General features: G+C 68.5%; 23 protein-coding genes and 1 pseudogene. 17 read left to right on the top strand and 7 right to left on the bottom strand.

The genetic code is table 11. From position 1 onward, the window contains the following. Positions 1-12 precede the first annotated feature (12 nt). Positions 13-894 (bottom strand): helix-turn-helix domain-containing protein, encoded by an 882-nt coding sequence (locus ACZ6TI_RS26940; RefSeq protein ID WP_465347929.1) that lies wholly within the window; start codon positions 892-894, stop codon positions 13-15. Positions 895-1,103: 209 nt separating this feature from the next. Between ACZ6TI_RS26940 and ACZ6TI_RS26935 the strand changes: the two are divergent. Next, positions 1,104-1,904: pseudogene (locus tag ACZ6TI_RS26935) on the top strand (ISAs1 family transposase); the annotation flags it as partial. 14 nt (positions 1,905-1,918) lie between these two features. Beyond that, a complete protein-coding gene (locus ACZ6TI_RS26930; RefSeq protein ID WP_465348088.1) occupies positions 1,919-2,164 on the top strand; it encodes a hypothetical protein in 246 nt (81 codons plus the stop codon). 53 nt (positions 2,165-2,217) lie between these two features. On the opposite strand, the gene ACZ6TI_RS26925 is transcribed toward ACZ6TI_RS26930, so the two are convergent. Together ACZ6TI_RS26925 and ACZ6TI_RS26920 are read right to left on the bottom strand one after the other, a co-directional pair. Continuing rightward, complete coding sequence (locus ACZ6TI_RS26925) at positions 2,218-3,078, bottom strand: phosphotransferase family protein (RefSeq protein ID WP_465347928.1); 861 nt, start codon at positions 3,076-3,078, stop codon at positions 2,218-2,220. Between the two features lie 677 nt (positions 3,079-3,755). After that, positions 3,756-4,745: a LacI family DNA-binding transcriptional regulator gene (locus tag ACZ6TI_RS26920; protein WP_465347927.1), complete on the bottom strand. Its 990-nt coding sequence runs from the start codon at positions 4,743-4,745 to the stop codon at positions 3,756-3,758. Between the two features lie 94 nt (positions 4,746-4,839). On the opposite strand from ACZ6TI_RS26920, the gene ACZ6TI_RS26915 reads away from it, so the two are divergent. Continuing rightward, positions 4,840-6,075: an MFS transporter gene (locus ACZ6TI_RS26915; protein ID WP_465347926.1), complete on the top strand. Its 1,236-nt coding sequence runs from the start codon at positions 4,840-4,842 to the stop codon at positions 6,073-6,075. A 34-nt stretch (positions 6,076-6,109) separates the two neighbouring features. Here the strand turns inward: ACZ6TI_RS26915 and ACZ6TI_RS26910 are convergent, their stop codons facing one another. Next, positions 6,110-6,571 carry a hypothetical protein gene (locus tag ACZ6TI_RS26910; protein ID WP_465347925.1) on the bottom strand — a complete coding sequence of 154 codons (462 nt, stop codon included), beginning with the start codon at positions 6,569-6,571 and terminating at the stop codon, positions 6,110-6,112. Between the two features lie 105 nt (positions 6,572-6,676). Between ACZ6TI_RS26910 and ACZ6TI_RS26905 the strand changes: the two genes are divergently transcribed. Further along, positions 6,677-8,956: an ATP-binding protein gene (locus tag ACZ6TI_RS26905; protein WP_465347924.1), complete on the top strand. Its 2,280-nt coding sequence runs from the start codon at positions 6,677-6,679 to the stop codon at positions 8,954-8,956. Positions 8,957-8,995: 39 nt separating this feature from the next. On the opposite strand, the gene ACZ6TI_RS26900 is transcribed toward ACZ6TI_RS26905, so the two are convergent. From ACZ6TI_RS26900 to ACZ6TI_RS26890, 3 genes are read right to left on the bottom strand one after another with little or no spacing between them, the layout of a single operon-like run. After that, positions 8,996-10,228: an amidohydrolase family protein gene (locus ACZ6TI_RS26900; RefSeq protein WP_465347923.1), complete on the bottom strand. Its 1,233-nt coding sequence runs from the start codon at positions 10,226-10,228 to the stop codon at positions 8,996-8,998. 19 nt (positions 10,229-10,247) lie between these two features. Beyond that, entirely contained in the window at positions 10,248-11,852 is a 1,605-nt protein-coding gene (locus ACZ6TI_RS26895) for an FAD-dependent monooxygenase (RefSeq protein ID WP_465347922.1), read from the bottom strand. Beyond that, positions 11,849-12,547: a GntR family transcriptional regulator gene (locus ACZ6TI_RS26890; RefSeq protein WP_465347921.1), complete on the bottom strand. Its 699-nt coding sequence runs from the start codon at positions 12,545-12,547 to the stop codon at positions 11,849-11,851. The genes ACZ6TI_RS26895 and ACZ6TI_RS26890 overlap by 4 nt, the downstream gene beginning before the upstream one ends. A gap of 110 nt (positions 12,548-12,657) precedes the next feature. Between ACZ6TI_RS26890 and ACZ6TI_RS26885 the strand changes: the two genes are divergently transcribed. The 13 genes from ACZ6TI_RS26885 (at position 12,658) to ACZ6TI_RS26825 (ending at position 25,450) form a co-directional block, all read left to right on the top strand. Next, positions 12,658-13,524: a fumarylacetoacetate hydrolase family protein gene (locus ACZ6TI_RS26885; protein ID WP_465347920.1), complete on the top strand. Its 867-nt coding sequence runs from the start codon at positions 12,658-12,660 to the stop codon at positions 13,522-13,524. A 36-nt stretch (positions 13,525-13,560) separates the two neighbouring features. After that, positions 13,561-14,505, top strand: a complete 945-nt coding sequence (locus ACZ6TI_RS26880; RefSeq protein ID WP_465347919.1) for a VOC family protein — start codon at positions 13,561-13,563, stop codon at positions 14,503-14,505. A 63-nt stretch (positions 14,506-14,568) separates the two neighbouring features. Beyond that, complete coding sequence (locus ACZ6TI_RS26875; protein ID WP_465347918.1) at positions 14,569-15,606, top strand: ABC transporter substrate-binding protein; 1,038 nt, start codon at positions 14,569-14,571, stop codon at positions 15,604-15,606. A 272-nt stretch (positions 15,607-15,878) separates the two neighbouring features. Next, the gene (locus ACZ6TI_RS26870) at positions 15,879-16,505 is read left to right on the top strand and encodes an ABC transporter permease (RefSeq protein ID WP_465347917.1); all 627 of its coding nucleotides are present in this window, start codon (positions 15,879-15,881) and stop codon (positions 16,503-16,505) included. Positions 16,506-16,561: 56 nt separating this feature from the next. Beyond that, the gene (locus ACZ6TI_RS26865; protein WP_465347916.1) at positions 16,562-17,275 is read left to right on the top strand and encodes an ABC transporter permease; all 714 of its coding nucleotides are present in this window, start codon (positions 16,562-16,564) and stop codon (positions 17,273-17,275) included. Continuing rightward, positions 17,275-18,081, top strand: a complete 807-nt coding sequence (locus tag ACZ6TI_RS26860) for an ABC transporter ATP-binding protein (protein WP_465347915.1) — start codon at positions 17,275-17,277, stop codon at positions 18,079-18,081. Before ACZ6TI_RS26865 ends, ACZ6TI_RS26860 begins: the two co-directional genes overlap by 1 nt. Next, positions 18,074-19,060, top strand: coding sequence for an amidohydrolase family protein (locus ACZ6TI_RS26855; protein WP_465347914.1), 987 nt, complete (start codon positions 18,074-18,076; stop codon positions 19,058-19,060). The genes ACZ6TI_RS26860 and ACZ6TI_RS26855 overlap by 8 nt, the downstream gene beginning before the upstream one ends. Further along, on the top strand, positions 19,057-20,022 hold the full coding sequence (locus ACZ6TI_RS26850; protein ID WP_465347913.1) for an amidohydrolase family protein: 966 nt from the start codon (positions 19,057-19,059) through the stop codon (positions 20,020-20,022). Before ACZ6TI_RS26855 ends, ACZ6TI_RS26850 begins: the two co-directional genes overlap by 4 nt. A gap of 26 nt (positions 20,023-20,048) precedes the next feature. Continuing rightward, on the top strand, positions 20,049-20,867 hold the full coding sequence (locus ACZ6TI_RS26845) for a beta-keto acid cleavage family enzyme (RefSeq protein WP_465347912.1): 819 nt from the start codon (positions 20,049-20,051) through the stop codon (positions 20,865-20,867). A 37-nt stretch (positions 20,868-20,904) separates the two neighbouring features. Beyond that, positions 20,905-21,630 (top strand): SDR family NAD(P)-dependent oxidoreductase, encoded by a 726-nt coding sequence (locus tag ACZ6TI_RS26840; protein ID WP_465347911.1) that lies wholly within the window; start codon positions 20,905-20,907, stop codon positions 21,628-21,630. 226 nt (positions 21,631-21,856) lie between these two features. Continuing rightward, a complete protein-coding gene (locus ACZ6TI_RS26835) occupies positions 21,857-22,315 on the top strand; it encodes a (2Fe-2S)-binding protein (protein WP_465347910.1) in 459 nt (152 codons plus the stop codon). Next, positions 22,308-23,279 (top strand): FAD binding domain-containing protein, encoded by a 972-nt coding sequence (locus ACZ6TI_RS26830; RefSeq protein WP_465347909.1) that lies wholly within the window; start codon positions 22,308-22,310, stop codon positions 23,277-23,279. The genes ACZ6TI_RS26835 and ACZ6TI_RS26830 overlap by 8 nt, the downstream gene beginning before the upstream one ends. Further along, complete coding sequence (locus ACZ6TI_RS26825) at positions 23,276-25,450, top strand: xanthine dehydrogenase family protein molybdopterin-binding subunit (RefSeq protein ID WP_465347908.1); 2,175 nt, start codon at positions 23,276-23,278, stop codon at positions 25,448-25,450. Before ACZ6TI_RS26830 ends, ACZ6TI_RS26825 begins: the two co-directional genes overlap by 4 nt. The last annotated feature ends 19 nt before the right edge of the window (positions 25,451-25,469 follow it).

Genomic DNA, 25,469 nt, shown 5'->3' with positions numbered 1-25,469 from the left:
AACGTCGCGCGGTCACCGGTCGGCGGTATCCGAGTCTGTGTCGACGTCGCCACGAGCGGCCGCCCAGCTGGCCAGCAGGCGCAGGGCGTCGTCGTCGGCCGAGCCGGCCGGGGCACTGAGCAGGGTCATGGCCAGGCCGGGGTCGGCGTTGAGCTGCATGGTCTCGAAGTGCAGGTCCAGATCGCCGATCACCGGGTGGCGGAACTGTTTGATACCGGTGCGGTGCAGGCGTACATCGTGGGACGCCCACCGGGTGCGGAACTCATCGCTGCGGGTGCTGAGTTCGCCGACGAGGTCGGTCAGGGCTCGGTCGTACGGGTCGCGGCCGGCTTCGGTGCGCATCATGGCCACGGTGTCGGAGGCGATGCGGTTCCAGTCGCGCCAGAATTCGCGGGCCTGCGGGTCGAGGAAGGCGAACCGGGCGTGGTTCGCCGGCCGGGCGGGGTCGTCGTACATGGGCGCGTACAAGGCCCGGGCCAGGGGATTGGCGGCGAGGACGTCAGCCCGGCCGTTGCCGACGAAAGCCGGCACATCAGTCATCAGTTCCAGCACGCGCGCGACGCTGGGCCGGATCTGCGGGGCCGGCCCCGTGCGGCGGGTGCGAGTGGCCGGGCCGGCCGCGCGGGCCAGGTCGGTGAGGTGTGCCCGCTCGGCCTCGTCGAGCCGCAGCGCCCGGGCGAGGGCGTCGAGGACGCTGTCGGACGCGCCGGCGAGGTTGCCGCGTTCGAGCTGGGCGTAGTACTCGACGCTGACCCCGGCCAGGTCCGCGACCTCGCTGCGGCGCAGGCCCGGGACCCGCCGGTTGCGGTTGTAGCTGGTCAGGCCGGCCTGCTCCGGGCTGATCCTGGCCCGGCGGGAGCTGAGGAAGGCTTTGACCTCGTCACGGTTGTCCACGCCTCCCAAACTAGGCCGGTTCGCCCGGACGAGAGGTGGGCTGTCAATACACCCTCCAGAACCTCAGGGCCCCGGCAAAGTCGTAGCCGGGTGTCTGGATTGAGCTGAGTGGTGCAGACGCGCCCTTGCTGGAGGTAGCAGGGCGAGCATGATCGGTTCGGAAGATCGTCAAGGTTCCTACGCCGTTGATCATCTTCCGAAGTGAGTTCATGCCCGCGTCGCCGTCATCCCTGATCGCCGCCTCACGGTGGTCGTCACGGCGGCGGTCTGCGCCGTCGTGGCCGGCTACCGCTCTTACACCGCGATCGCTGAATGGATCACGGACCTGCCCGCCGACACCGCGATGCTGTTGGGAATCGATCCCCGGTAGACGACCGTCCGAATCGATGATCCGCAGGCTGCTGCAGGCCGTCGACCCGGACCTGCTCGCCGCAGCGATCGGCAGATGGCTGGCCGCAAAGACCACCGCACAGACACCCACACCCACGCCGGGGTCCAGGCAGGCGATCGCGTTGGACGGCAAGACATTGCGATGCTCACGCACCCGCACCACCGCGGCCCGCCACGTCCTGGCCGCCACCGACCAATCCACCGACGTCGTACTCGCCAGCACCGACGTCGACAGCAAGACCAGCGAAATCACCCGCTTCGACGCCCTGCTCGACAACCTACGCGGTGTCGTCATCACTGCCGATGCGCTGCACTGCCAACGCGACCACGTCGCGTACCTCGCCAGTCGCGGCGCGCACTGGATCCTTACCGCCAAAGGCAATCAGCCCATCCTGCACCAACAGTTGGCCGACCTCCTTTGGCGACAGGTCCCCGGACGCCGACCGGGACACCACACGTGGCACGGCCGCCGAGAGATCCGCACCCTGAAGATCCTGTCCGTCGCCGCCGGCATCGAATTCCCCCACGCCGCACAAGCAATCCAGATCCGCCGACGCCGCCTCGACGAACCCAGGCACTTCACCACCGAAACCGTCTACGCCATCATCGATCTGCAAGCACACCAAGCCAAACCGTGGCAGCTAGCCGACTGGATCCGCGGACACTGGTCGATCGAAATAGGACCCACTGGGTACGTGACGTCACCTACGACGAGGACCGATTCCAGATCCGCACCGGCACCGGCCCACAAGTCATGGCCACCATCCGCAACGCAGCCATCGGCGCACTACGTCTGGCCGGTATCACCAACATCGCCGCCGTCACCCGCCACCACGCCCGCAACGCCAACCGATCCCTGGCCCTACTCGGCATCACCTAACGACTTTGCCGGGCCTGGGGGTGCGACCGCTGTGCGATCCATTCGGCGGGGCGCTACCAGGTGAATTCATCGAGCGCCGGCCACGGCGGACCGTCTCGCAGAGCGTTGAGGAACGCCAATCCTGATTTCCTCCCGCCGCTGGGGTGCTGGTCGCCGCGGCTCCAGCGGTGGGTTGCGATGATCGCCAGGACGACCCCCCGACAGTCGCCCACCAAGTCTTCGTCAGCGTTCGGATAGCGCTCTGCAACCTCTTGGGGCACCCATGCGATGTCGTACTCGACAGGTCCTTCGGCGGTGTTTTCGAAGTCGATGAACAGCGGGCCGTTCTTCGTGTCGAGGACGTTCCCCGGGTGCGGCTCGCCGTGCAGTAGCTGCTCGGGAGCGCGCCGGTTGGCGATCGACCGGCCCAGATCGCGCAGCGTGTCGGCGAGTAGCGCCCGGTCCGCATCGGCGAGTTCGGGAGTGACGTCACGGCTGGCAACGTCTCGTTGGGTAGCCGCGATGCGATCCATGACGTGCGGTGTCGTGAAATCGAGTTGCCGCAGGCCGGCATGAAGACGCTCAAGCGCCTGCGCGTAGTCGGCCGGCGGAAGCACTCGACACTGCACAGGCTCGAAGTAGGTCCACATGGTGATTTTGAAGCCGTCACGCACGAAGGCGCGTGGCCCGACCCGAGCCTCGAGCGCGGCGACCGGGCTGTCCGTCTGCATGAGCCGCTGCGCGAGCTCGACTTCTCGCTCCGCGCTCGCGGAATGCGTCAAGAGTGTGACTCGCGCGATGACGTCGCACGGCGTCAGGTGGACGACGAGCCGGTAGGAGTCGCTGAGAACGACCGCGTCATCGACCGTCAAGCCGAGCGATGAGACCGTCGATATCGCTGCATCCACCGCACGCCGCGCCTCCGCTGCCTTCACCTGCTTGTGCCCTCCCACCGTCCGCAATAGCACACCCCATGCGCGACCGGCGTACACCGTGCGCGATACGTTGACACCCGGCTGCCAGCAGATGGCGGGCTGGTCGCAGTGCAATCCCCCGCACTCCCACTCCGTGAGTCTCCTGGCCTCACACCCTGAGTGCCATCGTATTTTGCACAGGATGGCAGTTCCACTTACTCGACCTGCACTTCCGAACAAAAACGGCTTGCGGGGTCAGGGTTTCGCGGATCTCGCCGAAGATCGACTATGGTAGACGATCATGAAGTCGCACGATCTCCGGTGACGACGGGCTCCCATAGATCGCCGACGACACAGTGGAGGCGACCTTTCGTCGCTACAGCGCCGGCGCGGCAGCAAAAGTCGCCACCACTTTCGATCAAGAGCCGCACGGCCATGACACGGCCGAACCCCATCCCGGAAAGATCCATAGACGCCACCTCGGCCGCCGCGACCCCCTTCTTCTGAGCGTTCGCCGCGCGCCTCTCGAACGCCCTACCGATCCAGCTCCCTGCCGATCACGCTCCCTGCCAACCCGTCCGCCGTCGACCCACATACCGTGGAATGGGCCTGCTCGGCATCACCTAACGACTTTGCCGGGACCCTGATCAGAACCTGGACACCATCCGCGGGCAGAGAGCGGAGCGTGATGGAGCCGGTCAGGCGCTTTCGCGGGGTATGAGTGTCGAGGGGTACACGGTTGTGAGTCGTGTTCGGCGGCCGTTGAGCACAGCGGTTGCCGCGTCGCCGGCGATGCGTTCGACGGGGTGACTTGCGGTGGTGAGAGCTGGTGTGTTGAGTGCGGCGAACGGGATGTCGTCGAAGCCGGTGACGGCGACGTCTGCGGGCACGCTGCGGTGGTGTCGGCGCAGCGTGGCGATCGCGCCCAGTGCCATGGCGTCGCTTCCGGCGAGCACGGCGTCGGTGTCGGGCCAGCGGCGCAGCGCTGCGAGCGTCGCGGCGCTGCCGCTGGAGGCGGTGAAGTCGCCATGCACGATCCGGACGGGTAGCCCGGCGGCGCGCATCGTGGCCTGGAAGGCATCTATCCTGTGTGGAGTGCAGGGCAGCCAGGATGGGCCGGAGATCATCGCGATCCGGCGCCGGCCGGAGGCGTGCAGGTATCGCGCCATGGTCGTGGTGCACCGTGCATTGTCGACGTCGAATGACGGGACGTCTGGGGAGCCAACGCCGATTGAGGCGATCCGCTCCGTCAGTGCGTTCGGAACGGCTCGCAGAACCTCGTCGGTCGCGTCGACCAGGAGCACGCCGCGGACGCTGCGGTCCTCGCCCAAACGGTGCAGTTCGCCCGCAGCGTGCAGTGGTAGCCATTGCAGGGCCACTCCGATGCCGTGCGGGGTGCAGGCCTGGGCCGTCGCGCTGACGAGGCGATCGACATACGGATCGTCGAGCACGGTCGGTGTCACCCCGGTAACGGCGATGACAAGCCGGTAGCCGGCCCGGCTGGCCAGTGCCCGGGCGGCCGCATCCGGTGTGTAGCCGAGGCGGGTGACTGCCGTGCTGACGCGGGCACGGGCGGCCGGTGATGCTGCCCCGTACCCTGCGATGACTCGCGATGCCGTGGCCCGGGAGACGCCGGCCGCGCGGGCGACGTCGTTCAGCGTCGCTCGGCGCGGCCCTGGCGCGGTCATCGCGTCCTCCCGTGAGTGTCAATACCCAGGATTATGTACCTCGACCGGTCGCCGCGCTTGAAGTGAGAACGCTCTCAGGGGTGCGATCGTCGACATGGATGCCGCGACCTCCGCCATGAACGACGCCGGCAGGCCCGCTGATGGGCGGCAGGTGCTCGCCGCCCGCACGGCGGTGGCAATGGTGTTCGGGCTCAACGGTGTGGCATTGGCGTCGTGGTTCGCCCGGATTCCGGCGGCTCGCGACGCGTTGGGGTTCAGCCCGGGACGATTGGGGTTGTTGCTGCTGGCGTTATCCGCCGGGTCCTTGCTGGCGCTGCCTGTAGCCGGCGTGGTGGCGCAGCGCTTCGGCAACTCCCGCACGGTTGCGGCTGCGACGACGCTCGCCTCGGCCGGGCTGGTGGTGGTCGGTATCGGCGCCGGCCCCGCCGGGTCGCCGGTCTTGGTCGGGCTCGGTCTGTTCGCTCTGGGCTGCGGCTGCGGCGCGTGCGAGGTGGCCATGAATGTCGAGGGAGCCGCGGTGGAGCGCCGGCTCGGACGGACCATCCTGCCGCGTTTTCACGCAGCTTGGAGCCTGGGAACAGTGAGCGGTGCGCTCGCCGGGGCCGGGTGCGCACGAGCCGGCGTACCAATCACCGTGCACTTGGCTCTTGCTGCGGCCGTCATGTTCGTCGGCACCGTGGTGGCGGTCCGCTCGTTCCTGCTCTCCCCGTCAGACACTGCGGTGCGGGGGCCGGATACCCGCCGGCGTGTGCTCGCGGCATGGCGGGAGCCGCGCACTCTGCTCGTCGGGTTGCTGGTTCTCATCATGGGGTTTACCGAAGGGACGGCCAATGACTGGCTGGCAGTCGCGTTCGTCGACGGACACGACGCCGGCGAAGCGACCGGCGCGGCGGCGCTTGCCGTGTTCGTGACGGCAATGACGATCGGGCGTACCGTCGGCACGGTGGCGCTCGACGCGTGGGGCCGTGTCCCGGTGCTGTTCGCCACCATGGTGCTGGCCGCCGCCGGCGCAGTGATCGCGGTGCTCGCCGACCACTGGCTGCTGGCGCTGGGCGGCGTCGCTCTCTGGGGGCTCGGCGCGTCACTTGGATTTCCGGTCGGGATGAGCGCGGCCGCCGATGACGAGCACCTCGCCCCCGCCCGGGTCAGCGTCGTGGCGGTCCTCGGCTACACCGCGTTCCTAGCCGGTCCTCCACTCGTCGGGATGCTCGGCGACCACATCGGCGTGCTAGCAAGCCTGCTCGTAGTCCCGGTCGTGCTGATACCGGCGCTCGCCCTGGTCCCGGCCACACGGGAACGACCGCGAGGGCGGGGTGGTCGGCCGGTGTGACGAGGTTGGATCACGTCCCGAGCCGCCGCGGCGACTACCGCCACCGGTCACCGCGTTTGGCCAGGTAGTGCGAGAAGACGTATCGCCACGGAATGACGGCGAGGATGACGACTACCCAGAGGATCTCGTTGGTCAGCTCGCGGGCGCTGCGATCCATCGCGTGGTCCAGGCTCAGCGGCAGCGCAACGACGCCGAGCCAGATCAGCTTCCAGGCCACCTCGAACAGCAGGATCGGCAGGAGCTGCAGGGGGTATCGCAGGCCGAGCAGTGCCAGGAGTGACATCGCCACGAGGATGCAGGTGACGACGCTGTCCATCAGCGGCCACGGACTGTCGTGCCGGACAAGCAGAGGCCATTTGTACACCGCTAGGCCACCGCCGAGAATCAGATAGCCGAGCCGCAGTACCTGAAGGCGCCACAGGGGCAGTTCGGTGCCCGGCGAGACGCTCGGTTCCGTTGCGGTGTTCATCGGATGCTGTTTTGTCATGTCCGCCAAGGTAGGCACGGTGGCCGGGGCGGCCCTCCGTGGCAGCACGGAGTCAGTACTGAATCGGGGTTTGGGTAGATCATTTCTTGAGAGCGGCCGTAGTACCTTCGGGTCGTGGCCAAGCGCGCTCAGCGATCTGGCAATCTGCCCGCGGAGGTGGCGAGCTTCGTCGGCCGCCGCCACGAGATGACTGAGGCCAGGAAGAAGCTGGCCGCGGTGCGCCTGGTGAGCCTGGTCGGGCCAGGCGGCGTGGGCAAGACCCGGCTGGCGGTCCGCATTGCCACCGATGTCGGGCGCGCCTTTCCCGGCGGCGTCTGGCTGGTCGAGCTGGCCGGCGTGCGAGACCGGGCGCTGGTCGACAACGCGGTGCTGGCCGCACTTGACCTGCGCGACCAGGCCGCGACCGAGCCGGCAGCGCTGCTGCGGTCATATCTGCGGGACAAGGAACTGCTGCTGGTGCTCGATAATTGCGAGCACCTGCTCGATGCGGCCGCGCGGCTGGTCGATGACGTCCTTCGAGCCGCGCCGGCGGTCCGTGTGCTCGTGACCAGCCGGCAGCCGCTGTCTGTGGCGGGCGAACATGTGCTGCCCGTACCGCCGCTGCCGCTGCCGCCGCCTCATCCTGAGCCGCTCGCCGAGACGGGGCAGAACAACGCCGTGCAGTTGTTCGTCGAGCGGGCGGCCGCGGCAGCCGGCAGCTTCCGGCTCACCGAGATCAACCGGCCCGCCGTGGTGGACGTGTGCCGCCGGCTTGACGGGCTCCCATTGGCCATCGAGCTCGCCGCGGTGCGGATCCGGGCGCTGAGCCCGGAACAGATCCTGGACCGGCTGAGCGACCGGTTCGGTCTGCTCACCGGCGGTAGCCCGGCCGCCCTTGCACGTCACCAGACGCTGCGTACGGCAATCGAGTGGAGCTACGACCTGCTGACGCCGGCTGAGCAGACGATGCTGATGCGGCTCAGTGCGTTCGCAGGACGGTACACGCTCGAGGATGTCGAAGCCGTCTGCTGCGCCGACGATCTGCCGGCGGAGCAGGCCCTGGACCTGCTGTCGTCGCTGCTGGACAAGTCAATGGCGGGCAGAGAGGATGCCGCCGGGGTCGCCTCCTACCGGTTGCACGAGACGATGCGCGAATTTGCCCGGCTCAAGCTGAACGAGTCCGGCCACGCGGACACCGTCGAGCTGCGTTGCGCCGACTACTATCTGTCCCGCTGCCTGCACTTCGCCGCGACCGGCCGGCACCAGCTGGTGCCGTCGCTGGCCTGGCTGGACCTGGAAATCGACAACATCCGCAGTGTCCTGCGAGCGTGCGTCGTCCGCGGCGACTTCCTGCGAGCGACCAGCATAGCGAGGGCGCTGGTCTGGTACTGGGTCACTCGCGCGACCGCCGAAGGCGTGTCATGGCTCGACGAACTCCTGGACCGATCCATCGCCGGCCCGTGGACGTACTTCACTCGTGGATTCTTGGCCGTGCTGCAGCACGATCCGCAGGCTGCGACGCGCGCCCTCGATCATGGCGCAAACCTGGCCCGCGCGGTCGGACCGTCCGATGCCCTGTCGCAGACCCTGTCGATGGCGTCGATCGCGGCGACCATGAGCGGCGACCGGGCGTCGGCGCAACGACTGCTCAATGAGGCGCGGACGATCGCCGACGGGCTGGACGACCTGGGCGCCACGCTGATGACCTACCAGGCGCAAGCACTCAACGGCCTTGCCGACGGCAACCTCGCTGCGGCCGCCGAGGCCGCCGCCGAAGGCACCAGGCTCAGCCGCGAGGCGGGCGACCTCTACAGCCTCAGCATGATGCTCATGAACCAGGGCTACGCCGCGCTGCGCTCCGGCGACGTACGGAAGGCCGACGAATGGCTCACCGAAGGCCTGCGGATCGCTGACCAGATCGACGACCGCGTCGCACAGTGCTACCTCGTCGGCGCGCTCGGATGCTGCGCGGCGGCCAACCGCCGGCCTCTGCTGGCCGCGGAACTCCTCGGTGCGATGGAGGAGCTCCGCACCGAGATCGGAGCCGCGGTCCACCCGAGCATGGCGCCGGCGCTGATCCACGCCACCCAGACGGCAACGGCCGCGCTTGGCGCCGCAAAGTTCGGCTCAGCCTATGACGCCGGCCGTCAGCTGGACCGGGACACCGCCGTGCGGCTCGCCCTGGGCGAAGTCGCAGACACCGAAGCGCCGGTCGAACGCGACCGAGCCAACCTGAGTCAGCGTGAAGCCGATGTCGCGCGGCTCGTTACGGCGGGATTGAGCAACAAGGCGATCGGCGCCCGGCTGTTCATCTCCGAGCGCACGGTGGAAAGCCACATCCGCAACATCCTCATCAAGCTCGGCTTTACCTCACGAACCCAGATCGCCGGCTGGATGGCGGCCCAGGACCGATGACCTGATCCCCGTCGCGCTCGTGCCGGACCACAACCCAAGTTAGCTGTCCCGCAGCCGCAGTGCCTGCCCTTCTCGATCGAGTGCGACGCCGCCACGCCACACCTTGCGAATGGACAGGGTCTGATTGATGGATTCGGTCGGGTCTCCGTCGATCATGACAAGGTCGGCTCGCATGGCGGGGCGTAGTGTGCCGCGGTCCGCGAGGCCGAAGGCTCGGGCTGCGCTCGACGTGGCGGCTCGAATCGCCTCAGCGGGAGTGAGGCCGCACTCTACGAGCAACTGAAGCTCATCGTGCATGCTGACTCCATGCGCGGATCCGGGTGCGGATCCGGCGCGCGCCGCGTCACTACCTGCGAGGATCGTGACTCCGCTCCGGTGCAGCTTCGTGAGGCTCTGCAGGGCGGTCTGCAGGCGGGCATCGGTGCCGTTCTGAGGCCAGGTGTTTCTCAGGTTGGTAGCCCACTCCGGTGTCAGGAAGGGCGAGACGCGGGGGTCGTCGGCGAGGCGGCTCAGTGCTCTTGTCGAGGTGAGTGAGCCAAGTGTCGTCAGGGTTGGAACCACGAAGGTGGACTGGGCGAGCATGGACTGCACCAGGGAGTCAGGAATGGGCTCGTCCACAAAAAGATGGACCAACCCGTCGACGCCGGCGTCGACCGCCTGCTGCGCGTACCTCAACTTCAGCGCGTGCGCCACCACAAGCTTTCCCCGGTCGTGGCCGACTGCGACCGCCCGCTCGATGATCCGGCGGCCGACCGGCGGCAGGATCCGCCCACCGAACAGCTGGCCATCCTCGATGTACACCTTGATGTAGTCGGCGCCCTCAGCCAGGCGCGCGTCGATGAACGCCTCGACGTGGTCGGCGGACTCCACGACCGGGAAGTGCTGTACGTGCTCGGCGGGAATGAGCTGTGTGGGGTGTCCACCAGGCACAGTCAGGCCGATGGAGGAGGAGCGGATGTCGGCGACGTCGGTCCGCGTGGTGGCGGCGGCTCTGAGACCGTCCATCCAGGCGGGCAAGGAGTTCATGTCGAGCTCTGTGGTCACACCGAAGAGGACGGCGTGCGCGGTGGTGTCCGGGTTCGAGTGGACGTGGCAGTCGATGAGTCCGGGGATCAAGGTTGTGCCTCGCCCGTCGTACACGACGTCGTCCGGTCCAGCCTGGATCTGTGGACCGAGTTGTTCGATACGGTCGCCGACGATTCTGAGCGAGGTGCGCTCGAGGACCGCCTCGCCGTCGAAGGCACGAGCTGATTCGATGATTTGGGCTCGCATGCGACCCGGTCCTTCCTGGCTAGGTGAGGTCGTGGCGGACTGCTGTGTTCCAAATCGCGGCCGGTGACGTGGCATCGAGCCCGTCGTCGCTCCAGGTGATGTGCTGATCCGGTCTGACCAGGACGAAAGCGGGCCGGCGATAGGAGTCCGGCAGCTCCGCTGAGGTCAGGACGGTCAGCGGCACCTGTCCGGCGGCGCGCACGATCGCCTCGGCGGCGTGGTCGTAGCTTTTCACCAGCAGGGTGAAGCCCTGACCGAGCATGTCGTAGAGCGAGCGATCATCCGTCAGCCACGTGTGGGGGAGCCGTGAGCCCGCGTCGAAGGAAGGGATGTACGTCGAAACGTCGACGGGTTGCCTGCTCGCCTTTCCCGAGCGCTCACCGCAGACTGCGGGTGAGTGCGCGTAGTTGTATCCCAGCACCAGGCCCAGGCTGTAGAACTCCGGTCCCTTGGCGGCGGCTATCTCGTTCGAGAGCTGGGCACGTGCCGCGTTCCCCTGTGGACTGTCGTGGTCTGTCCCGGCACGGACCAGATCGCCGCTCAGGACGCGCAGGTTCCGGGTTGAGGTCTCGATCACGTACTCCGCCACGGGGCGACGCTCGACCTCGTGGGTGTCCAGGAGCGGCTTTGCCGCCCAGCCCTGCAACACCGCCGCCAGCTTCCACGCCAGATCGATGGCGTCCAGCACGCAGGTGTTGTAACCGTGCCCGCCCCAGGGCGGCGTCTGCCGGGCAGCATCTCCGACCAGGAACACCCGATCGGTTCGGTAACGCGCGGCGATCGCCCGGCGGGACTGCCACGTGTCGACGTTGAGGATCTCGAACTCTGCGGGCCCGCCGATCAAGGCTCGAATCACCGTGGCCGGCTCGGTCCCCGCCGAGCGCTGCCAGCTGGCGACCCACAGGTCGCGCCCGACGTCGTACGGCGAGAGGTTGCCGGCGCCATGTTCACCCACACACCAGTAGAAGACCGCCGGCGCGTGCCGGACCCGGCCCCACAACCCTGGTGCCCGGAAGAGAGCACTCAGGCTCTCGCCGCCCTCGGCCGCGCCGATGAGCGGGATGCCCATCGCCTCCCGTAAACGGCTGCGTGGGCCGTCTGCGACCAGAACGTAGCGTGCGCACAGGAACTCGGCGCGTCCATCCCGACTCGTGATCTCGACCTCGACGTGCTCGGGGTGCTCGACGAGCTTTCCGGTCGCCTGGAAGCCGTAGCGGGTGCGGACCGGCGCGAGCGACGCGACCTTGCGCCGAAGCGCCTGCTCGACGTGGGGCTGTCCGATGAACAGGCCGGTCTCCGCCATCTCCGGCCGTCTTTCGGCGAAGAGCCCCAGGGCGTTCGGCATGCGATGCACCTCGCGCCCGAGCAGTGACGTGCAGAATGCGACATCGTGGAAGGTCCCCGACGGCGTGGGTGTGACGGCGCGCAGTTCGTCGGCGACTCCCCAGCGCCGGAAGTGTTCCATCGTTCGAGCGTGCGTGGTCTTTCCGCGAGGACGTGTTTCCGACACCGCGATCCGTGGCTCGACCAGCGTGCAGTCGATCCCGCGCAGGCCGAGCTCGATCGCGGCGGCCAGACCCGCGGGGCCGCCGCCTACGACGAGGACGGGCACCGGAACCGTCACGGGGTCACCTTGGCCGCTGCGGGGCGGTCATGCTCGAGTTCGATGACGAGTTGCATCGTCTTGTCGACGTGGTCCTCGAACAGCGCCACCGCCCGGTCGGCGTCATGCGCCAGCGCGGCCTCCAGTATCGCCCGGTGCTCTCCGGCGATGTCCCGCTTCGTCTCGCCGCCGACGACGGACCAGGCGCGGTAGAGCTCCGCCGCATCGGAAAGCCGCGTGCAGATGTCGAGGAGGATCGGATTCTCGCAGGCTTCGATGAGCTTGTGATGGAACGTGATGTGGTTGGCCGCCCACACCTTGTTACGGACGCCCCGCTGATCAGGGAGGTACATCGGCTCGCTCGCCATGCGATGGTGCGCGGCCAGGATCTCGGACTCCCACGCGACACCACCCTTGAGCACCGACTTGCGCAGAGCCGCTCCCTCGTTGAGCTTGCGAGCCTCGGTCAGGTCGACAAGCGCCGCCGGGGAGAGGGTGACGACGTGGAATCCCCGGTTGCGCTCGATCCTGATCAGCCCGTTGGTGGCCAGGAGGCCGAGGGCATCACGCGTCACGCCGACGCTGACCCCGAATCGCTGCCCGAGCTCAACCGGCCTGAGTCGCTCGCCGGGCGCCAGCAGCCGATCGTAGATCTCTGCGCGCAACCGTTGGTACACGTCGTCGACGAGGCTCTCGCTGCTTCCACGCTTAGCCATGCGAAGATGATAACAGTCGAGGCAATAGTTGATTCTGCCCTAGACAAGAGAATCTTCTGGGTTAACATTCGTAACCTCAGGCACATCCACTCCACACAATCGGAGGAGCCGTGCAAGTTGCAAACGTCGACGGACGGGCGACGCTGCTGTGCGGGCCGGAGGGCGGACTCGACATCGCCGGCGCCAGCGACGGCCGCTTTTCCTCGGACCCTCAGCAGCTCTTCGCAGACTGGGACGCCTTCCAGGAGTGGGCCGCCTCCCGCGGCGGCCGGGCTGATGTCGCCGTCGAGCCGGAGCGCGTCGGGCCCCCGGCGCCGGCGCCGAAGCAGGTCTTCGCGGTCGGGCTCAACTACGACGAACACGTCAACGAGTCGGCGATGGGCAGGCCGGTCAGCCCACCCGTCTTCACCAAGTTCCCGACCTCGATCACCGGTCCGCGCGCTCGCATTCTGTTGCCGAGCGCGAACGTGGACTGGGAGGTCGAGCTGGTCGTCGTGATCGCGCGCCGTGCCTATGCGGTGTCCGAGAACGCGGCGTGGCGTCACGTCGCCGGCCTGACAGTGGGTCAGGACCTCTCCGAGCGGGCCGTCCAACTCGCCGGTCCGGTACCGCAGTTCTCCCTCGGCAAGTCGTTCCCTGGCTTCGCTCCCCTCGGCCCGGCCCTGGTCACGCCGGACGAGTTCGAGGACCGCGACGACCTCGAGCTGGGCTGCGCACTGGACGGTGAGGTCCTCCAGCACGGCCGGACCCGGGACATGATCTTCAGTGTGCCGGAGTTGGTCGCCCGGCTCTCGGCCGTGTGCCCCCTGCTCGCCGGCGACATCATCTTCACCGGAACGCCCTCCGGAGTGGGAAACGCGAGGAACCCCAAGCGGTTCCTCACACCTGGATCGACCCTGACCACCTATGTCACCGGCATCGGCGAACTGCGCAACGAGTTCGTCGCCGGACCCCACTATCCGACCTCGGTTACCTGATCATCCGGGAGAAGGGTTCCTATGTCTCTACACCGATTGACCCAGATCGTCATGGGCGTCCCGAACGTCCCGGATACCGTCGACTACTACGTCGATTTCGGGCTCTCCCCACGCGGCGCCGACATCGAACACGGCACGGCCGCGCAGGACCGGACGCGCATCCTGACCACAGCCGATGGCGGCGAGCAGCTGAAGATCGCCCATAGCGACCGCCGTCGCCTGCTGCAGCTCGGAGTCGGGGTCGACGATCGCGACGACCTCGATCGGGTGGCATCCAGTCTGGAGGGAATCGGCATCGCGGTCGAGCGCGCGGCGACTCAGGTGCGCGCGTTCGAGCCCGGCACCCAGGTCTGGGTGAATGTCGAGATCGCCGAGCGGATCCGCCAGGACCCGACACCGCCACCGTCCTACAACACTCCCGGCATCGACGCCCGCACCGACCAACGGGCGCCGGGCGTCCTGCGCGAGACGCCGGTGCGGCCACGCCGGCTCGGCCACGTCGTCCTCGGCTCGACCGACCAGGAACGGTCCCAGCACTTCTTCCAGGAGGGACTGGGCTTCAGGGTCAGCGACACGGTGCCCGGGCTCGCGTCGTTCCTGCGCTGCTCGTCGGACCACCACAACGTCCTGGTGCAGCAATCGCCGCTCGCCTACCTCCACCACACCTCCTGGCAGGTGGACGACCTTGACGACATCGGGCGCGGTGCGACGGCCATGCTGGAAAAGGATCCCGACCGGCACGTGTGGGGCCTGGGCCGGCACCACATCGGCTCCAACTTCTTCTGGTACCTCAAGGACCCGGCCGGCAACTTCTCCGAGTACTACTCCGACATGGACTGCATCGTCGACGACGCAGTCTGGGCTCCGCAGATCTGGGGCGAGGCGCAGAGCCTCTATAGCTGGGGACCGCCGCCCCCGCCGTCGTTCCTTCATCCAGAGGACCTGGCAGCCCTCATGACGGGGGCGCACTCGACAACCTGAGCTCCGCCTGCGTCGCCCACGCGAAATGCACATCCACGGCAGCACGATATTGAGGAGGACACCATGGTTCCCAGGCGCACGGCGCTATGCGGGGCGGTGATCGCCGCCACGATCGGCGGTCTGACCGGCTGCGGTGGAACCGGCGGCTCGGGGGGCGCCGACAACGCTGACGGCACGGCGACGGTCACGGTCATCTACACCGACAACGCCAACACTGCTGCGTTCACCCTCGGGGTCGCTAACGGCATCTTCCGGAAGCACCGCATCGAGATCAAAGCCCTGCCGCCGGCGAGCACGGCCGGGTCGGACGAGGTGCCGCTCCTGCTCAACGGACAGGCACAGGTAGGCATCACGGATGTGACCGCGGTCCCGTCGGCCGTGTCAAAGGGCCTCGGGGTCCACGTCGTCACCTCCCTCGTCGCCGACTACGAATCGCCGACCAGTTCCATCTTCGCCACGATGGTGTCGCCAACGAGCGGCATCGCGTCCTTCAAAGACCTGGAGGGAAAGACGGTCGGCGTCAGTGGCCTGAACAGCTTCTGGAGCCTGGAGGTGCAGGAGTCCGTGCGCAAGGCCGGTGGAGACCCGGCCAAGGTGAAGCTGCTGGCGGTCCCGCTGCCGAACCAGGTCGCCACGCTGCAGCAAGGCAAGGTCGACGCCGTCAGCACCCTGCAGCCGTTCGTCGGCCAACTCGAGAAGGCGGGTTTCAAGAGCCTGGGCGACCCCGCGGCCATCGCTCTCGGCCCACACTCCGTCGGCAGCGTCATGATGGCGTCCAAGGAGTACGTCAAGGAGCACGGCGCCGTCATGTCGAGGTTCCTGGACGCGTGGGCCGAGGCGGTGACCTACGCCAACACGCACCCCGACGAGATCCGCGCCCAGATCGTGGCGAAGACCGGTGCGGCCGCGGAGGTTGTCCAGAACCTGCCCCTGCCCTGGTACGTCAGCGGCGTGAGCCGCGACTCCACCACGAAGATGATGGATCTGATGGTCCGCTACCAGTTGCTGGAAAAAGCTCTCCCGATCGGCGAGGTCGTCTGGTCGGAGGCTCCCGACGCCGATCTCTCCACGCCGCCGTCGGGCATCACGATCAGGCCCTGAGGTAGGCGACGATGTTCCAGGCTCGTACAACGATCCGCGCGACTGATGGCGAGGACTCCACCAGCCGAGATCCCGTTCGGGTGGCAACCGTTCGCCCGCCCGGCGCTCGGCGTTCGGCGACGCAGACCGTGCGTTCCCGGCTCAGTAGCGCCCTGTTGCCGGTCGGCTGCACCCTACTGCTGTGCGGACTCTGGGAGGTCCTGGCCAGGACCGTCCTGCCTCGCCAGGTGCAGCCCGTCTCGAGCACTCTGGCGTGGCTGGCGAGGAACTCCTTGTCCGGTGATCTGTGGGACGCGGTCGGTCAGACGCTGACACACTGGGCGGCCGGACTGGCGGTGGCCTTGGTCGCCGGCACGGCCGTAGGGCTCGCCACGGGCAGCAGCCGCTGGATCGACTACCTGCTCAGCGGGGTGTTCGAGTTCGTCCGCCCGATCCCCGCGATCGTCTATCTGCCGCTGATGCTCTTGGTCATGGGCGCTACCGCGCAGGTCGCTATCACGCTCGCCGCGTTGAGCGCATTCTGGCCGATTCTCTATCAGGTTCACTACGGCGTACGGAGCATCGATCCCGTCACCCGCGACACGGCGCGTGTGTTCGGGCTGAGCAGAGCACAGCGGCTGCACAGTGTTGCGATCCCGAGCCTGCTGCCGTTCCTTGCTACCGGCGTCCGGATCGCGTCCTCGATAGCTCTGTTGGCCTCGGTCGTGATGGAACTCCTCGGTGGTGTGGCAGGGCTGGGTAGCGTGCTGGCGCGTGACTCGGCCAACGGCCTGTATGACGCGATGTACGGGATTCTGTTGACCACCGGCGTGCTCGGTCTGGCTCTCAACGTCGTCTTCGCGCGTGCCGAGCGAACGCTGCTGCGCTGGCATCCCGGTTACCGTCCGATGGAGGCATGATGGCTCGACATGCACGACGGCTGGCCCTTTCAGCCGCGCTTCCTATCGCCGTGCTCGTGGCCTGGTGGGTCACCTCGGCGCACAGCACGTCGCCGTACTATCCGGCCCTGTCTCGGGTGCTCGACACGTTCCACACCACCTGGATTTCCGCGCGAGTGTTTTCCGATGTCGCGCCCAGCGTCGTGCGCATGACCGCGGGCTACGCCCTAGGCTCGCTCGCCGGCGTGGCGGCGGGAGTGGTGCTGGGCCGGATCCGGCCGCTCGACCGTGCGCTCAACCCCGCTGTCCAGTTCGGCCGGTCGCTGCCGGGCGCGGCGCTGGTCCCGATCAGCGTGCTCGTCTTCGGAATCGGCGACATCTCCAAGATCGTTGTGATCGGGTTCATCGCGATGTTCCCCGTCCTGCTCAACACCGTCGATGCCGTGCGCTCGGTGGACCCGGCGTTGGAGGATGTGTGCCGGGTCTTCCGGCTCAGCCGGACTCAGCGCCTGTTGTCGGTGTTCCTGCCGGCTTCGGGGCCACAGATCCTCGCCGGCATGAGGGTGTCGCTTCAACTGGCGTTCATCATGATGGTCGTCACCGAGATGTTCGCCTCGACCAACGGGATCGGTCGAGTCACGGTCGAGGCCAAGTCAACGTTCGACATGCCGGGAATGTGGTCGGGGATGCTGCTGCTGGGGCTCCTGGGGATCGCGTCCAACGGCTTGCTTCTCCTGCTCCAGCGCCGCGTACTGCGCTGGCACGCCGGTCTGACGATGGTAGGTGCCTGATGCTCGTACTATCCCACGTAACCAAACAGTATGGCGCCGGCAGCTCGACGGTCGAGGCGATCCGCGACATCGGGCTGACCGTCGCCGACGGCGAGTTCATCTGCATCGTAGGCCCGTCGGGGGCCGGCAAGACGACGTTGCTCAGATGCATGTGCGGACTGCTGCGATGCACCTCGGGCAGCATCCAGCTCGACGGCGCCGAGGTCTGCGAACCACCCAGAAAGCTGGCCTGCGTGTTCCAGGAGTACGGACGTTCGCTCATGCCGTGGCTCACGGTCGAGCGCAATGTCGGCCTGCCGCTGAAGACCAAGCTGCCGTCACGCGCCGAGCGAGACCGGCGGGTCCGGGCCGCACTCGCACAGGTCGGTCTCGACGCATTCGGCACGAAGTACCCGTGGCAGCTATCGGGAGGGATGCAACAGCGCGTCGCAATTGCGCGAGCTCTCGCCTACGAGCCAGAGATCCTGCTGTTGGACGAGCCATTCGCGTCGGTCGACGCCCAGACCCGGGCCGACCTCGAGGACCTCGTGCTCCGCGTCCACGGCTCGAGCGGCATCACCATGGTGCTCGTCACCCACGACATCGACGAGGCCGTCTACCTCGCCGACCGTGTGGTGGTGCTGTCAGCGCGGCCGAGCACGGTCCTCGAGACCCTCGACGTGACCCTGCCCAGACCTCGCGACCAGATCGCGACCAAGGCGGATCCCCGCTTCGCCGAGCTGCGTTCCCATGTCCTGGGACTCATTCGCCGTACCAGCATCCGGTCGGACGCCGACCTGCACCCGCTGGACGGCCTCAATGAGTGACCCTGGCGATGAACCAGCGATCGACTTCCACCACCACGCAGTCACCGACGCCTACCGGGAGCGGGTGCTGGCACGGTCCGGCACGGCGGCCGGCGCTACCGGTCTTCCCGGCATTCCCGGCTGGGAACCCGATTCCACGCTGCGATGGATGGACTCGGTCGGGATCGAGCGGGCGATGTTGTCCCCGGCAGCGCGTGGTTTCGGGTTGGGTGACGTCGACGGCCTCGTTGGGTTCAGCACCGCGGCGCACGAGGAATTGCTCGGCTTCCGAGAGCTCCGCCCGGAGCGGTTCGGTGTCTTCGCGCCGCTTCCGCTGCCGTCGCTCAACGACGCGTTGCGGCATGCGGAGAACGCGCTGCGGCATGACGGTGTCGACGGCATCTCGGCACTCACCCAGTACGCCGGACAGTATCTCGGCGAGCCTGCCTGGGACGAGCTACTCGACCTGTTCGACCGCGAAGGCGCCCTCGTCCACGTCCATCCCACCTCGCCGGCATTGACCCCGCTCACCGGACAGGTCGGCCCGAACCTGGTGGAGTACGTCTTCGACACGACCCGGGTGGCCGTGCTCTTCGGCAAACGGCGCCTGTTCTCGCGGTTCCCGCACATCCGTTGGGTTTTCGCGCACGGCGGTGGCACGTTTCCCTTCGTTCTCGACCGGCTGGACGACCCCGCGGGAACGATCGACGGCGGGGACACCTTCGCGGCGATGCTGGCGGTGAGCTGCTTCGACACGGCATTGCTCGGCCGGCCGGCCCTGGCGGCGCTCGCCGCGTTCGCCGGAGCGGAACGGATCGTCTTCGGCTCCGACGCCCCGTTCATCCACGGCGACCGCCTCGAGCGTCTCTTCGAGAGCATCAGTTCGTCGTTCATCGACGGCGACGAGCTCGCCGCGGTCAGGCGACGCACCGCGCTCCGGCTACTCGACGCGGACAGGACCGCGCCGCGAACCGACGAAAGGACCGTTCCGTTCTCATGACCTACATCGCGCTGGAAGAGGCGTTCTCGATCCCCGGACCTGACGCCGGCACACCTCCTTGGGCAGGCAACGCACATCGCACCAAGCCCGACGTCATGAAGGACTGGGCGAGGCGGCTGACCGACTTCACTGCGTACCGGCTCCCCGAGATGGACGAGTATGGCGTCGACATCCAGGTGCTGTCGCTGACGGTGCCCGGCATCCAGGCGTACGCCGATGCCGCCGACGCGGTCGCCAACGCCAAGGTTGCCAACGACTACCTGGCCGAGGCGATCGCCAAGCAACCCGACCGCTTCCGCGGCTTCGCCGCGCTGCCGATGCAGGATCCGAAGGCGGCGATCGCCGAGTTGCGCCGCTGCGTCCGGGAACTGGGTTTCGTGGGCGCGCTCGTCAACGACCACACCAACGGGTCCTACCTGGACGAGCCGGCGTACGAAGACTTCTGGACCGCACTCGAGACCCTGGACGTCCCGTTGTACATCCACCCGAGCATCCTCGCCGCCGACCGATGGCATGTGATGGAGAACCATCCCGAGCTTCGCGGATCGATGTGGAGCTTCGGGGTCACCGTGGCCGGGCATGTGCTGCGACTCCTCTTCAGCGGGGTCTTCGACCGGCACCCGAACGCGACCCTGATCGTCGGACACATGGGTGAGCTGTTGCCGTTCCAGGGCTCCCGGATGGACTCTCGCTACCTGGCCCAGGAGCCGCTCTGGCCGCTCGAGCGGATGCCGTCGGAGTACCTCGGCAGCAACATCGTGATAACCACGAGCGGCGTCGTCTCGCCGGCCGTCCTGGAAGGCGCGGTGCTGGCAATGGGTGCGGACTCCATCATGTTCTCGATCGACTATCCCTACGAGTCGACCGCCAACGCGGTTCGCGGCTTCGAGGCCGCCCGGCTCGACGACTCCGACCGAGCCAAGATCGCGAATCTGAACGCGCGTCGGATTCTGAAGATTTGACGACCGCCGCGAACCAAGGAGGTGTCATGAGCATCGTCATCACGGTCGCACCGACCGGCCCCTTAGCCACCAAGGCGGACAACCCGACGTTGCCGACCCAGCCGGAAGAGATCGCCGACGACGTGCTGCGCGCCTACAACGCGGGTGCGACCGTCGCCCACATCCACCTACGCGACAAGGACGACCGGCCAACCGCCGATCCCGGCATCGCCCGGCGGACCATCGAGTTGATTGCTGAGCGCTGTGACATCCTGGTGCAGCTCTCCACCGGAGTCGGGCTCTCGGTGCCCTTCGAGGAGCGGGCCCGGCTGGTCGACCTGAGACCGGCGATGGCCACTCTCAACCCGTGCAGCATGTCCTTCGGCGACGGCGAGTTTCTCAATCCGCCGCAGAAGGTTCGCGAGCTGGCCGCCCGGATGCGGGACCTCGGTGTGAAGCCCGAGCTCGAGATCTACGACACCGGCCATCTCGAGGCCGCGCTCCGGCTGCGGGACGAGGGGTGCCTCGACACCGACCCGCTGCAGTTCTCCATCGTGCTCGGCGTGCGCGGCGGCATGGCGGCCACCGCCGAGAACCTGATCACCATGGTGCGGCGGATTCCCGAGGGCGCCGTCTGGCAGGTCATCGCGATCGGCCGCGCGAACCTGTCCTTGACCGGCATCGGCCTGGCACTGGGCGGCAACGCGCGAGCCGGGATGGAGGACACCCTCCACGTCGGACCCGGGACGCTGACGAAGGGAAACCTGCCGTTGGTCGAGCGAGCCGTTCGTCTCGCCGAGGATCTCGGTCACGCCGTGGCCGACGTCGCGCAGACGCGGGAGGCCCTCGGCCTCCCGCGTCGGTGAGGGCCGTCCGATGGGGCGGCTGAGCGGCCGGACGGTCGTGATCACCGGCGGCGCGCGAGGTATCGGCGCCTCCTACGCGCGCGCAGTTGCGGCCGAGGGCGGCAACGTGGCGGTGTGCGACGTACTGGAGCCCGACGAGGTCGTCGCCGCGATCGGCGGGAACGCCTTGGGGGGCACCTGCGATGTGACCGAACCCGCGGACGTGGCCGACTTCGTCCGGCGGGTTGTCGACCGCTTCGGCCGGATCGACGGACTGGTGAACAACGCCGCAGTGTTCGCGGCACTCGGGAAGAGCAAGCCGTTCGACGAGATCGACTCCGACGAGTTCGACCGCGTCATGCAGGTCAACGTGCGCGGCGTCTTCGAGTTCACGCGGGCGGTGCTGCCGACGATGCGAGCGCAGGGCTACGGCAAGGTCGTGAACATCTCGTCGGGCACTGTTTTCAAAGGGGTTCCGGGCAGAGCCCACTACGTCGCCTCCAAGGGCGCGGTGATCGCACTGAGCCGGGTGATGGCACGCGAGGTCGGCTCAGACGGAGTCAGGGTGAACTGCATCGCGCCGGGCTTCACTCTGAGCGATGGGGTGCTCGACTGGGGAGATGAGGCTGACGCCATGAGCGCACCGAACATCGCCTCCCGGTGCCTCCCGCGCGACCAGCAGCCCGAGGATCTCGACGGCGCCGTCGTCTTCCTGCTCTCCGCCGACAGCGACTTCATCACCGGGCAGACGATGGTCGTCGACGGAGGGTCGGTGATGCACTGATGGGCCGTTCGAGGGTGTATCAAAGCCTTGATGCTTATAAAGAAGCTGATACGCTGCGTTCGGTAGCGCAGCCGAGCGTCGGAGGATTGATGAGTACGGACACCGTGAACGGCGCAGCCACTCGTGACGGCGACCCGGGCGCGATGGCCGCCGCTCTCGCCGCCGCGCGCGACAGGCTCGAAGGCCGATGACCGAACCCCGGGTCCCCCCGACGGCGCGAACCCGAATGCACGTCGACGGCGAGCCGGCCGAGCTGGTCGGGGACACCCGCCAGACCCTGCTGGACGCGCTACGCGACCGCCTCGGCCGGACCGGCCCGAAGAAGGGGTGTGACCACGGCCAGTGCGGCGCGTGCACGGTGCGCCTCGATGGCCGGCCCGTGCTCGCCTGCCTCACCCTGTTGGCCGCGGCCCGGGACGCCGAGGTCCGCACCGTGCACTCGCTGGCCGGCGACCCGGTCGGGGCACGCCTGCAGGAGGCGTTCGTGCGGCACGACGCGTTGCAGTGCGGATTCTGCACCCCCGGCCAGCTCATGTCGGCGGCCGCTGCGGTCGAGGTGCCCGGCCTGGACGACGCGGCGATCCGCGAGTTCATGTCGGGCAACATCTGCCGCTGCGCGGCCTACCCGAACATCGTCGCCGCCATCCGCGAGGTCCGCGCCGCGGGGGGCGATGCGGATGCGTGAGTTCACCTACGCCGCCGCGACCGACGTCGAAGAGGCGGTCGGATCCGCCGCCGACGTCGCGTTCCTGGCCGGCGGCACCACCTTGATCGACCTGATGAAGCTCGACGTGCTACGGCCGCGAGTGGTGCTCGACATCAACTCCTTGCCGCTGCGCCACATCAGCGTCACGGCGAGCGGGCTGACCGTCGGCTCCGGCGTACGGATGAGCGACCTCGCCGCGGACCCCGGCGTGGCGGACGGGTTTCCGCTCGTGAGCCAGGCGCTGCTGGCCGGAGCCTCGCAGCAGATCCGCAACATGGCCAGCATCGGCGGCAACCTGATGCAGCGCACCCGCTGCGGCTACTTCCGGGATCCGGCCTCGGCCTGCAACCGCCGCCGGCCGGGCAGCGGCTGCCCTGCGATCGGCGGGTCGAACCGGACGCACGCCATCCTCGGCGCCAGCACGGCCTGCGTGGCGACCCATCCGAGCGATCTCGCGGTCGCCCTCGTGGCGAGCGACGCGACCGTGCACGTGACCGGGCAGGACGGTCCGCACACCACGCCCGTCGGCCAGTTCTATCCGCTGCCCGGCGACACGCCGCACATCGAGACAGCGCTGCGGCCGGGTGAGTTGATCACCGAAGTGCACGTTCCCCGGCCGCCGGCGGGCGCGCGCTCCGCGTACGTCAAGGTGCGGGACCGGGCCTCCTACGAGTTCGCCCTCGCCTCCGTCGCCGTGACCGTCCAGGTGCGCGACGGCGTCATCGCCGACGCGCGTCTCGCCGCCGGCGGCGTCGCCACCGTCCCCTGGCGGCTGCGCGGGGTCGAGGCGGCGTTGGTCGGCATGCCGGCCACCCAGGGAACGTTCGCCGCCGCGGTCCGCCCCGCGACCCGGGACGCCCGCCCGTTGGCCCACAACGCCTACAAGTCCCCGTTGCTCGAACGCACTCTGCTGCGCGCCATCGAACAGGTGATCGCCGCATGACAACCCTCGGCTCGCCGGTCGACCGCATCGACGGCCCGGCCAAGGTCGCCGGCGCCGCGCGGTATCCCCTCGACGAGTCGCGGCCCGGCATGCTGTGGGGCCATCTCGTCACCAGCGACGTCGCCGCCGGCCGGCTGACCGCGCTGGACACCACCGCGGCGGCCGCGGCGCCGGGCGTGGTGGCGATCTACTCACCCTTCGCCCCGTTGCCGATCACCCCGCTGCCGTCGGTCACCAACCCGAACGGCGCCCGGTACGCGCCACTCATGGATACGCTGGTGCACCACTACGGCCAGGCGATCGCGTTTGTCGTGGCGCAGGCGCCGCAGCAGGCGCGGCATGCGGCGCATCTGGTCACCGCGACGTACGAAATCACCAAGCCGGCCGTGCATCTGGACGCTGCGCCGACAACCGTGCCGGACAGCGTCGACCACGGCCAAGACCCCGACGTCGGCTACCGCCGGGACGATCGTGACGTCGATCAGATCCTGGCCGGCAGCGACGTCGTCGTGACCGGCCGCTACCGCACGGCCGCACAGAACCACGCCGCGATGGAACCGCACAACAGCCTCGCCTGGTGGACCGGCGACCGTCTGCACGTGCGCACCGGCCACCAGGCGATTCCCTGGCTGGTCGCGGAGCTCGCCGCCACCTTCGGCCTGGACCCGGAGGCCATCGACGCGGCCGCCGAGCACATCGGCGGCGGCTTCGGCGGCAAGACCCGCGCCGGCGTCGATACCAAACTGGCCTGCGCCGCCAGCCGCGATCTCGGCCGGCCGATCAAGACCGTCCTGACCCGCAAACAGGTCTTCACGACCACGATCGTGCGCGGCATGACCGACCAGGAGATCACCCTCGGCGCGCAACACGACGGCCGGCTCACCGCGATCCGGCACCGCTCGCGCTCCGCGGAGGCGGCGATCATCTCCGACCTGCTGATCGCGCCAGGGCACGCCGTCACCCGGATGCTCTACGCCGCCGAAGCGGTGGCGGTCAGCCAGCGCCGGGTCACCCTGAACCTGCCGCGCACCGGATTCATGCGCGGGCCCGCCGAGGTTCCCGGCCTGCACGCCCTGGAGACCGCGATGGACGAACTCGCCGTCCGGCTCGGCATCGATCCGGTGCGGCTACGTGAGCAGAACCACGCCGATGTGTTCCCCGGGACCGGCGTGCCGTGGAGCAGCAACCAGCTCACCGAGTGCCTGCGCGTGGGCGCCGAGCGGTTCGGGTGGGCTGAGCGGGTCGCCGAGCCCGGGGCGCGGCGCGACGGCGACGACCTCCTCGGCATGGGTATGGCGGTGACGACGTACCGCGCGATCCAGGTCACGCCCGTGACCGTGACGGCGACGGTGTGCGCTGACGGCACCGCCGAGGTGGCGACCTCCGCCGTGGATCTCGGCACCGGCATGGCCACGGTTGTTGCCATCACCGCCGCGGACGCGCTGCGCCTGCCGATCGACCGGATCCGGGTCCGGCTCGGTGATGCGGCCCTGCCGCCCGGCGGCGCGGCCCTGGGCTCCACCGGGACCGCCTCGGTCGCTCCTGCGGTCGCGGCGGCCGTGCGCGACGCCCTGACTCAGCTACGAGCCTGGGCCGGCGACCTGCCGGTTCATCCGGGGCAGGCATCCTTGGTCGCCGCGCTCACCCGCGCCGGGCTGACCTCGGTGACCGGGCAGGGGATGACCCAGCCGCGTGGCCCGATCACCGACGGACGCGCGTTCTGGTCGTTCGGGGCGCAGTTCTGCGAGGTCAGGGTCAACCGCTGGACCCGTGAGCCGCGGGTCAGCCGGATGCTCGGCGTGATGGACATCGGCCGTGTGATCAACGCCAAGGCGGCCCGTAGCCAGATCATCGGCGGGATGATCTGGGGGCTGTCCGCGGCCCTGTTCGAGGGGCTGGAGTTCGACCCGAGCGGAGTCATGACCAACGCCAACCTGGCCGACTACCTGCTGCCGGTGAACGCCGACGTGCCCGAGGTGGATGTCGTGCTGCTGGACGTCCCGGATGACGCGCACAACGAACTCGGTGCGCGCGGCGCCGGCGAGATCGGCGTCGGCGGTGTCAGCGCGGCGATCAGCAATGCCATCTACAACGCGACCGGGCTCCGGCTGCGCGACGTGCCGATGACAGTGGACCGGATGTTCACCGGCAGCACGCCCCACTTTTCATGATGCCATCGGACCGAAGTCC

This window comes from Actinoplanes sp. NPDC051388, from assembly GCF_055586225.1.
This window is presented reverse-complemented; position numbering and strand designations above follow the sequence as displayed.